2 protein-coding genes are annotated in these 11,820 nt (G+C 50.1%); both read left to right on the top strand.

The window, feature by feature from the left end; all coding sequences use genetic code 11:
- A partial coding sequence (locus tag KWJ01_RS13495; protein WP_224997013.1) for a type IX secretion system membrane protein PorP/SprF occupies positions 1–829 on the top strand: 829 nt, incomplete at its 5' end.
- A gap of 1,237 nt (positions 830–2,066) precedes the next feature.
- The coding region (locus KWJ01_RS13490) for a gliding motility-associated C-terminal domain-containing protein (protein ID WP_224997012.1) at positions 2,067–11,820 on the top strand (9,754 nt) is incomplete at its 3' end.

Below are 11,820 nucleotides of genomic sequence, written 5' to 3'. Positions count from 1 at the left end.
CATGTTCAATGGTTTAGCCCTTAACCCTGCCTATGCCGGCAGCCAGAAGCAGTTCAATGCCATGGCTGTTATCCGCAGCCAGTGGGTGAACTTTGAGGGTGCCCCTAAAACACAGATGCTAAGTGTGCATGCCCCCCTTGACCGAAAGAACATTGGCCTGGGCATGCTCATCTCCCATGAAACCATTGGCGTACATACCGACTGGAGTGCCTATGTCTCCTATGCCTACCAGATCAAGTTCAAAAGAGCAGGTATGCTTTCGCTGGGTCTGCAGGGGGGCCTCAACTACCGCCAGTCTGACTTTAACAGCCTTACTGTTCAGGCCGGAACTGATCCGCTGCTGGGGTACTACCGTAAGACTACTCCTAACTTTGGCACTGGCGTGTTTTACAGCACCAGAAAAGGTTATGTAGGTTTATCTTCTCCCTTCCTGGTAGAAAACAAAACCTTTGATATTAACGGCGATGGCCTTATTACCGAAAACAGGGAAGCGCGCTACTACTACCTGTCGGCGGGAAAAGTAATGGAGCTTGGCAGCAAGGTACAAACAATGCCCTCTATGCTGCTTCGCCTGCAGGACAACATGCCAGTGGGTTATGACCTTAGCCTTAATTTCTACTACAACAAGGTGCTGGGCACAGGCATCTCCTACCGCAATGGAGATTCTATCATTGGTATGTTTCAGCTGATCTTGAATGAGAACGTAAATTTTGGCTACGCCTACGACTACACCCTTTCCAGTTTACGCAACCATACCCAAGGGTCGCATGAGCTTATGCTGAATTACCGCATCAGGCTTAGTCCAGAACCATGCCACACTTACTTCTGATAGTATGCAAGGCAGGTACAACCAATGTTGTACCTGCTGTTCGTATAACTAATAACAAGAACAGCCCCGGGGTGTACCCGGGGCTTTTTTTGTACCATTCATCCTCCCTTATTGACATAGAGGTGGCCTCCATGTAATAGAGGTACTAACGACCATTGTCAGCAGGATTATTTGCAACTTGTATTCTACACGTTAGCAGGCCTTGAATACGGTTATTTTTAATATACTGATGCTGTCGCCGGATGCCTTTACCCTCAGCTTTCGATAAATACTCCCTTACAATTCACGAAACCCGGATGGGCAGTTCAGCGCGCTTCTCCCCCTCCATGAGTGCCTGATAAGCTGCAAAAAGTATTTTGTTAACCTTCATTCTACTGTGTTTACCTATCAATAGAACCGTACGGCTAGAGCAGAGCTGGCTCCGGGAGTGCAGGCGCCAGCCATACAGGAGCGAAGTAAGCCCCCTACAATAGCAGGCATTTATTCAAAATATATGTTTCCTACTTCAGCTGTTTAAAATATGAATATTTACAGTATGCACATCTAACCACCTGACCATTAGAGTTTTATGTATATAAATACATGGAAATATATATAAAGGCCCTTTATGTAAGAAAAAAACTATGAGGAAAATATCCGCTCATAATTAGCTTCCAACAATATAAAAACATAACAGGAACAGCTAAGTCTAACCAAAAGCACTAGGGCTCCCTGGCAGTCCCGATATGGAGAGTTAATAATAATGTAACTATTAATTATGCAATAGCTGTGCATTGTTGGGTACTGTTTGTGCTTGTGATTAATGTTATGAAACAGAAAAATTTCGTTTTCATAGCAAAACCTTACAAAATAGAATATGAGAATTCAAAAAAATATTATCACCACAGGGGGCTGCTTTTTATTGTTATGTTTTTTAATGTTTTTTTAATGCTTGAAAAAGCTAAAGTGGTAGGAAACAGGCTTTAGCAAAATTGTGCTAGTGGAGCCTGCTTATTTTTTCCTTCTCCCTTTTTAACCCACTATGCGCTCTAATGTAAAACCCTTAGTCAGTAATGTAAAACCCTTACTTACATTACTATTTACCTGATGCTTTAAAGGAGCTAATTTAGTGCCTTGAAAATGTGTTTGTTACTCCTCTAACCATTATTCTGCCTCGCCTATGAAGCAGCTATACGCTCTCCTCCTCTTATTATCAGCGTTCTTTCCATTGTCCGGAAAAAACCTTTTATCATCCAACTTGAGCGAAGCTCCCTGTGCCGGGCTTGAAGCCAGAGTTACAGCAGACAGCCACCAGCAAACCTGCAAAAACCCTTTTGGGGGCAAGTTATCTGTTGAGATTTACCAGAACAATAAGAGGCTTAACAACGGTTCATTCAGTTACAGCTGGTACCCTGCCGAGCATGTAAATGAGGAAGCCTATAAGCTGGCAACCGGCACCTCCGTTAGCCAGCTAACAGCAGGCACCTATGTTGTTGTGGTGGAGGATCTTGAAAGAAAATGCGAGATGACAGCAACAGGGGTTGTTAAAGATGAAACCCCGGTATTGGAGTTTAGCCTCGATTATATAAAAAATACTGTAGGCTGCGATGCTGACCCTGTAGGAGAAATCAGGCTTAACAACCCAAAGAATTATAAGATCAACTGGTATAGCGGAACTGTTGCAGACCCTGATAAAAACATTCCTAAATATCAGAGCCTTGACTACATGGAATTTTTGCCCCCAGGCACCTACACCATTGTAGCCACAAACGAAGCAACTGGTTGTACCACAACACCTATACAGCTAACAGTTGATGGCTACCCCACCAGCCCTATTGTAACGGCTACAGTAACGCCAGATTTACTTTGCAACGGCTCTGGCAGCGGCGCTATTGCCACTACAATCATTCCTTCTGCCACTGGAGACATTCCTGCAGGTGGCTACTCCTACACCTGGTATAATGCCAGCGGAACTGAACTATCACAATTCAGGAATCAGCCCAATGCCTCACCACTGCCTGTAGGCACCTACAGTATTCGGGTGGCGGGTATCTATACAGATATGAGCCTCACCTGTGATACGCTCGTATCCTTTACTGTTCCTCATCAGCCTGTACATCCTGTGCTTAGCCTAAGCGCACTCCCTAACAGCATCTGCGATCCGCAAAAAGCCAGCAACGGCGCCAATTACACAGGTTCCATCACAGCTGCTGTTACAAACAACGGCCAGTCGGTTACAGACTTTAGCGGATATACCTTTAGCTGGGTAGATGCCAATGGTAACAGCGGAACCGTAAATGGCACAAATCAAATGAGCAGCCTGCCCGGCGGCACTTATACGGTTACAGCTACAAACAGTGGTGGTTGCAGCTCTGATCCTGTAAACGTTGTGATCAATAATGCAACCCCTACCCTTAGCCTTAGCCTCACGCCTACAGCACAGAGCAGCTGCGGAAGCCCCTACAATGGCAGCATCAGTGCCAGCCTAAGCAAAGATGGCTCCACCCTTGCCAGCGGCTACCAGCTGGAGTGGTTCATCGGCACCTCCACATCAGGGGCTGCTGTGCCTGCTGCCAGCATCAGCGGCAATACTGCTTCTGGCCTGCAGGGCGGACTAACCTATACTGTACGCGCCACTGATAACAGCACCGGCTGCCAGACCACTGCTGCTGTACTGGTGCCTGTGCAGGAGAACAGCATTACACCTGCCTATACAGTTGTACCCAACAGCATCTGCGATACTGGTCTTGCTAGCTCGGGCGCACAGTACACTGGTGCCATCACTGTAACAGCAGTAGATTTTAACGGCAGCACTACTACAGATCTTAGCGGCTACTCCTTTAACTGGTACAAAGAGAGTGGGGGCAGCTTCAGCCTTATTGCCGGTGCCAGCAGCACTTCTCTTTCCAATCTCCCCACTGGCAGCTACCAGGTGGTGGCTACCCACAACAGCCTGGGCTGTAGCTCCGATCCGCTTACTGTTGTGGTGAATGATAATACCCCCACCCTTAGCCTTAGCCTCACACCTACAGCACAAAGCAGCTGCGGAAGCCTCTACAATGGCAGCATCAGTGCCAGTCTAAGCAAAGATGGCTCCACCCTTGCCAGCGGCTATCAGCTGGAGTGGTTTATCGGCACCTCTGCTTCAGGGGCTGCTGTGCCTGCTGCCAGCATCAGTGGCAATACTGCCACTGGCCTGCAGGGCGGACAAACCTATACCGTACGCGCCACAGACAACAGCACCGGCTGCCAGACCACTGCTTCTGTGTTTGTAGCACAGGAAGATGTGAGCATCAGCCTGAACTACAGCAGCACCCCCAATGGCATCTGCGATCCTGCCCTGGCGGCAGCTAACTACAGCGGCAGCATCAGCATCAGCAGCGTTGACTTCAACGGCAGCACTACTGCAGATCTTAGCGGCTACAGCTTTCGCTGGTACAAAGAAGATGGCGGCAGCTTCACTCTAATGGCCGGTGAAACCAGCAGCAGCCTTAGCCAGCTCGGTGCAGGTCGTTACCAGGTGGTTGCCACCAGAACTGATCTGGCCTGTTCTTCTGATCCCCTGACGGTAACGATCAGCAACAGCCTGCCTGCCCTTAGCCTTAGCCTCACCCCTACAGCACAAAGCAGCTGCGGAAGCCTCTACAATGGCAGCATCAGCGCCAGCCTAAGCAAAGATGGCTCCACCCTTGCCAGCGGCTACCAGCTGGAGTGGTTCATAGGCACCTCTACTTCAGGCGCTGCCGTGCCTGCTGCCAGCATCAGCGGCAATACTGCCTCTGGCCTGCAGGGCGGACTAACTTATACCGTACGCGCTACTGATAACAGCACCGGCTGCCAGACCACTGCTGCTGTACTGGTGCCTGTGCAGGAGAACAGCATTACACCTGCCTATACAGTTGTACCCAACAGCATCTGCGATACTGGTCTTGCTAGCTCGGGCGCACAGTACACTGGTGCCATCACTGTAACAGGTGTAGATTTTAACGGCAGCACTACTACAGATCTTAGCGGCTACTCCTTTAGCTGGTATAAAGAGAGTGGGGGCAGCTTCAGCCTTATTGCTGGTGCCAGCAGCACTTCTCTTTCCAACCTCCCCACTGGCAGCTACCAGGTGGTGGCTACCCACAACAGCCTGGGCTGTAGCTCCGATCCGCTTACTGTTGTGGTGAATGATAATACCCCCACCCTTAGCCTTAGCCTTACACCAACAGCACAAAGCAGCTGCGGAAGCCTCTACAATGGCAGCATCAGTGCCAGCCTAAGCAAAGATGGCTCCACCCTTGCCAGCGGCTATCAGCTGGAGTGGTTTATCGGCACCTCTGCTTCAGGCGCTGCTGTGCCTGCTGCCAGCATCAGCGGTAATACTGCTTCTGGCCTGCAGGGCGGACAAACCTATACCGTACGCGCCACAGACAACAGCACCGGCTGCCAGACCACTGCTTCTGTGTTTGTAGCACAGGAAGATGTGAGCATCAGCCTGAACTACAGCAGCACCCCCAATGGCATCTGCGATCCTGCCCTGGCGGCAGCTAACTACAGCGGCAGCATCAGCATCAGCAGCGTTGACTTCAACGGCAGCACTACTGCAGATCTTAGCGGCTACAGCTTTCGCTGGTACAAAGAAGATGGCGGCAGCTTCACTCTAATGGCCGGTGAAACCAGCAGCAGCCTTAGCCAGCTCGGTGCAGGTCGTTACCAGGTGGTTGCCACCAGAACTGATCTGGCCTGTTCTTCTGATCCCCTGACGGTAACCATCAGCAACAGCCTGCCTGCCCTTAGCCTTAGCCTTACACCTACTGCACAGAGCAGCTGCGGAAGCCTCTACAACGGCAGCATCAGTGCCAGCCTAAGCAAAGATGGCTCTACCCTTGCCAGCGGCTACCAGCTGGAGTGGTTTGTTGGCACCTCCACATCAGGCGCTGCTGTGCCTGCTGCAAGCATCAGCGGCAATACTGCCTCTGGCCTGCAGGGCGGACAAACCTATACCGTACGCGCCACTGATAACAGCACCGGCTGCAAGACGATAGCCAACATCTTTGTTCCCGAACAGGAAAGCAGCATAACGCTTACCTATAGCACCATCTCCAACAACATATGCGATCCCAGCCTGGCTACTAATGGCACTACCTACCAGGGTGGCATTGTACTTAGCGATATTCTTCTGAATAATATTGCTGAAGCAGATTTTAGCCAGTACAGCATCAGCTGGTATAAACAAAGCGGAAGCAGCTATACCCTGATCGCCGGTGAAAACGCCAGCTCACTTTCAAATATCGACAATGGAAACTACCAGGTAGAGGCTGTTCATAAGCAGCTTGGCTGTAGTACCGGCAGAATATCTATTGTAGTAGATGAAACAACAACCGACCCTGAAGTTAGCATTGCAGCTTCGCCACAGGTAAACTGCCAGGCCCCTTTTTCAGGAACTTTAACAGCCTCGGTACAATCGGGCGGCGTGGCCTTGCCTCTTTCAGATTATCGATTTGAATGGTTTACAGGCACCACTACCCAAGGCACAGCTCTTACAGCTAATTTATCAGGCACTAATAACAGCCAGGCCAACAAGCTTGCCAGTGGTTATTATACCCTGCGGGCTACAAACTTGAATACAGGCTGCGTTACAGTTGAGTCGAAGTTCCTGGAAGAGATACTGGTTGAGCCAGGCACTACCATTGCCGTACAGAACATCCAGAGTTGTAATCCAAGCGAGCGCGGAAGCCTGACAGCCAGTGTTTTCATCAATGGAGCTGAAGTTACCGACTACAGCCACTACACCTTTAGCTGGTACAGAGGACAGTCCGCTACCGGTACTCCACTCCCAGGCACAGGCAGAACCTTAACAGACCTGGATGCCAGCGGCACTCCACTGCCCTCTGATGACTACACCGTTGTAGCTACCAACACCCAGACCAGCTGCAAAGCCCCTGAGGAAACAGCCTTTCTACAGCCGGCGCCTCCCCTGTTTACCATCTCAACTTACCTCAACAGGGCACCGTCATCTTGTAATGAAGATGGTGGCGTGATTACCGCCTGGGTGAATGATGGCAGCGGCCGCAATGTAAATGATTATACTTTCGAATGGTATGCCGGTCAGCAGACAGACCCGGATGCTAACTTCTATACCGATCCGCCAATTCAGTTTAACGGAGGCCCCCTCGCTACCATGCCACTGGGTTACGATGCAAGCGTAGAACTACCCGGACAGACTGCTGAAACAGACTACTATACCAACGGAGCAACCCTATTCTCCCGTGGCGCAGGTATTTACACTGTTGTAGCCACCCGCAAAGGAGATGGTTGTAAAGAGCTGGCAGTTGTAGAGGTACCTTATATTGGCGCCCATATGCCGGAACTTGTAGGTGTTACCAACTCCGTAGTATGCCCTGGTGGTACAGGCAGCATTGAAGTGCGGGTAACCGATGCCAATGGCGCTCCTTTTGCCGATCAGTCTAAATACAAGTTTTATTTATTTGCAGGAAGCAACCCCGGAGATACTGTAACAGCTCCTTTTAAAAAATGGGGACAGCCAACTGCAACAGAATTTAACAACCTGACTCCTGGCACTTATACCTTCCTGGTTAAAGAGTTTCTCACACCAGAAAAGTGTATTTCAATATCTAAAACTGTTGAGATAAAGCAAATTGCAAAAGCACCTGTTGTACGTGCAGGGGATATTGTAGCCAGTAATATGTGCGAAGGTGGAAACGGCTCGGTTCTAATTACCTTAGGCGCCGCCCCATCTGATGATGCTACTACCCAGTTTTCCATCAGCTGGTTATCTGCCCCTGGTGCCATGCCGGCAGACTTACTGAACCAGCCGGCAGGCAGCTATCCTTTTTCAGCACTTGAGGCAGGCACCTACACTGCTACTGTTAGCGGCAGTACCGGCTGTTCTACCGACATAAGCTTTACCATTCCTGGTCAGCCTGTTGTACCCGTAGTGCAGGCAACAGGTACTCACCAGACAGATTGCGTACCTGCAAATGGCAGTATTACCATCAATGGTGTAAGTCTTAATGGTGCAGCGGCCAGCCTGGCTAACTATACCTTTAGCTGGTATAAAGGTGCAGGCAACCTTGCCAGTGGTACCTTCTTTTATAACGGCACCCAGTACACGACTGATACTTTATCTGCTGGTACCTACTACCTTGTTGCTAAGCAGAACGCTGGTACTGGCGCAGGCAGCGGCTGTAGCGCTGCTCCTTTGGAGGTAATCATCCGCAACCTGAGCAATGCCACTCCAATAAGCTTAAGTGCTACACAAAATACTTCATGTGATGATCAGGCCTACAATGGCACTGTATCGGCAGATATATCTGCTGTTAGCGGCAACTACTCTTACCAGTGGTACAAAGATGATGTTGCCTATGGTGCTGCCGGCACTCAGGCTACCCCTCCGGCACTTACTGCGGCAGGACCTGGTGTATACCGCCTCGAATTAAAAGAATCAACTGGTTGTGTAACCACTGCACAGGTGGAGGTAACTGATGATCTGGAGTTTCCTGTTATAACAACCACTGCTGCTCTGCCGCAGACCAGCTGTACTTCCGGTGACGGATCAGCATCAGTCACAGCCATTACCTATGGTGGTGCAGCTGCTGCTCTTGCTGACTTTAGCTTTAGCTGGACTGATGCTGCCGGTAATACCTACAGCGGTGCCTCTATCAGCAGCCTTACTGCCGGTACTTATACAGTAGTGGCTACTAAAACTGCTAATCCTGGAAAAGGCTGCGCCTCTGCTCCTGTGCAGGTGGTGGTGGGAAGCAACAGCGCCTACCCCAGCATCAGCCTTAGCACCACCGCCAACAGCTCCTGCGACAACACCTCTTTCACAGGTACTGTAACAGCCAAGGTAACTTCTCCTACTACTGATTACTCTTACCAGTGGTACAAAGATGGTGTAGCCCTTGGTGCTGCCGGTACTCAAGCCACTCTGGCACCTCTTACTGCTGTGGGTCCTGGTGTGTACCGCCTGGAGATCACTGCCGCCAATGGCTGTCCTGTAGCTGCCGAAGCAGAAGTGAAAGATAAGCTGCTGCCTATCCACATCACCACCACTGCTGCTCTGCCACAGACCAGCTGTACCTCTGGTGACGGATCAGCTTCAGTCACAGCCATTACCTATGGTGGTGCAGCTGCTGCTCTTGCTGACTTTAGCTTTAGCTGGACTGATGCTGCCGGTAATACCTACTCTGGCGCTTCTATTGATAAACTTGTTGCTGGTACTTATACAGTAGTGGCTACTAAAACTGCTAATCCTGGAAAGGGCTGCGCCTCTGCTCCTGTGCAGGTGGTGGTGGGAAGCAACAGCGCCTACCCCAGCATCAGCCTTAGCACCACTGCCAACAGCTCCTGCGACAACACCTCTTTCACAGGTACTGTAACAGCCAAGGTAACTTCTCCTACTACTGATTACTCTTACCAGTGGTACAAAGATGGTGTAGCCTTTGGTGCTGCCGGTACTCAAGCCACTCTGGCACCTCTTACTGCTGTGGGTCCTGGTGTATACCGCCTGGAGATCACTGCCGCCAATGGCTGTCCTGTAGCTGCCGAAGCAGAAGTGAAAGATAAGCTGCTGCCTATCCACATCACCACCACTGCTGCTCTGCCACAGACCAGCTGTACCTCTGGTGACGGATCAGCTTCAGTCACAGCCATTACCTATGGTGGTACAGCTGCTGCTCTTGCTGACTTTAGCTTTAGCTGGACTGATGCTGCCGGTAATACCTACAGCGGTGCCTCTATCAGCAGCCTTACTGCCGGCACCTACACAGTAGTGGCTACTAAAACTGCTAATCCTGGAAAAGGCTGTGCCTCTGCTCCTGTACAGGTGGTGGTAAACCCTCCGCAACCAACAGTTGCTGTTGCGCTGAGTGGTGTTAACTTCTCTGCCTGCGATAACACTCCTAATGGCAGTTTAACAGCTACGGTTACCGGGGCAGGCAGCTACAGCTATGTGTTGTATAAAAATGGGGTGGCTACAACCTTCACCGGAAACAATGTAAGCACCACCACCCTTAGCTTTAGCAATCTGGAAGCCGCACAATATCGCCTGGATGTAACCGACAACAACACCTGTCCTGCCACTGCTACGCTCACTATTGCAAAAGAAGTGCTTAGCGGCAGCATTACACTTAGCCACACAGACCAAAGCACCTGTAATAATGATGGCAGCCTAAGTGTCACGCAGATAGACTTTGGCAACCAGCTATTTAAAGGTGCCGATATTCTCGGAAACTTTAATTTGCAGCTATTGAGCGCCAATGGCACTGTGCTGGCCAATACAGCAGTAACTACTGCCACAGGGGCTAGCTTCCGGAATTTGCCTGCAGGTTTGTATTCTGTAAAGGCTGTTAAGCGTGCGGGCAAAGGCTTGAACTGTTCACTCACTGCCACAGACCAGCTTAGGAACAACAGCGTAAAACCCACCTTACAACTCGTGGATAAAAAGATGATCTCCCGCTGCTTTGGTCAAACTGGTTTACTTGCTGTATCAATAGATGGCAACATCAGTAATGGTGGCCGCTATACTGTTGACTGGATGTACCGCCAAACCCTTAGCAATTCCTACACTACTGTAGCGGGAACCGGTTTCAGCATTACTGATTTGAATGCAGGTTACTACACCATAAATGTTCGGGACAATGTAACCAACTGTACCATTTCGCAGGAGTTTCTGATTGAAGAGGTTGTGGTTGAGCTTGCCTTAAGTGCCAGTGCCAGCGATCAGACAAATTGCGACCCGGATAACGGACAGATCTTTGTGCGGGTTGCAAACCTAAGTGATCTGGAAGGCAAGCTGGGAAATAACCTGACGTTTGACTTTGAGGTGTATGCCGGAGAGCTAAGTGCACCTCCTGCAAATACCAGCCCTTCCTACAAAGTAAGCAACGCCACATCGTTTAGCAGAGTAGATGTGGCAGGACCAAGTGCGTACACAGTTTTTGCCTGGTTTAACGGACATCGTGTATGCGTAGGCAACGATATTGCCTATGTAGGATATGTAGACAACAAACCAGCACCTGTTATTGAACAGGAAACTTCTCTGACCATCTGTGATCCGGGAAATCCAAATGCAAGTGCCTCTGCCAGTGTAAACGGCCTTACAGAAGGCTATAGCTTTACCTGGTATAAAGAAACGGTTTCAGTAGATAACAGGCTTGCCCAGACCGGACCCGTAGTTACCAACCTTGGCCTGACTGACTACATCGTTGAGGTGCAGAATCTAATAACAGGCTGTATTGGCTACGACACCGTGAGCATTAATGCACTGTTCCCTCCGGTAGCCTTTGATTCGGCCATGCTTACTGCCACCATTTCTAACAACTGTGCTGTTCCTAACGGAACTCTGGAAGTTAATGTGGCCAGTGGTGAGCGCGACAAGTTTGCCTTTACCTGGTACAGGGGCACTACAGCAAATCCCGATAGTTTACTGCCGGCAGGTACAGTACCATACCGGCAGGAAGGACTTGCCGAAGGATACTATACCGTAGTAGCCCGGGACCTGGAGAATGGCTGTTTATCTGATGCAGTAGTTAAGCATGTAGGTGGCGAATATGTATTCCCTGATTTTGAAATTAAGGTAGAGCCTGCAACCTGCTCGCAGCCGGGCACAGCACGTGTTGTTGGCGTCGGGGGCGAAATGATGGATTACTACATTTACGATGCGCATGGCAGCCAGATATCAGACCAGAACACTCCTCTGTTCGTAGGGCCGGCCGGTCATTACTGGTTGCGGGTAATATCGCCCGATGGCTGCGATAAACAGCTTCCCTTTGAAATAACAGAAGCGGTACTGCCGCACAACGGCGTAACAGCTAATGGCGATGGCGTAAATGACTTCATGATGATCGAGTGTATTCATTTATACCCCGAGAACAAAGTGCGCATATACAACCGTGCAGGCGGGCTGGTATTTGAGATGTCGGGCTACGACAATAACCTGCGGGTGTTTGACGGAACCGGCAACAGGGGTCTTTACCTGGGCAACAAGCAGCTGCCTGCAGGTA

Source organism: Cesiribacter sp. SM1, assembly GCF_020178975.1.
GTDB lineage: Bacteria > Bacteroidota > Bacteroidia > Cytophagales > Cyclobacteriaceae > Cesiribacter.
The sequence above is the reverse complement of the archived record's forward strand: the minus strand, read 5'-3'. Positions and strand labels throughout refer to the sequence as shown.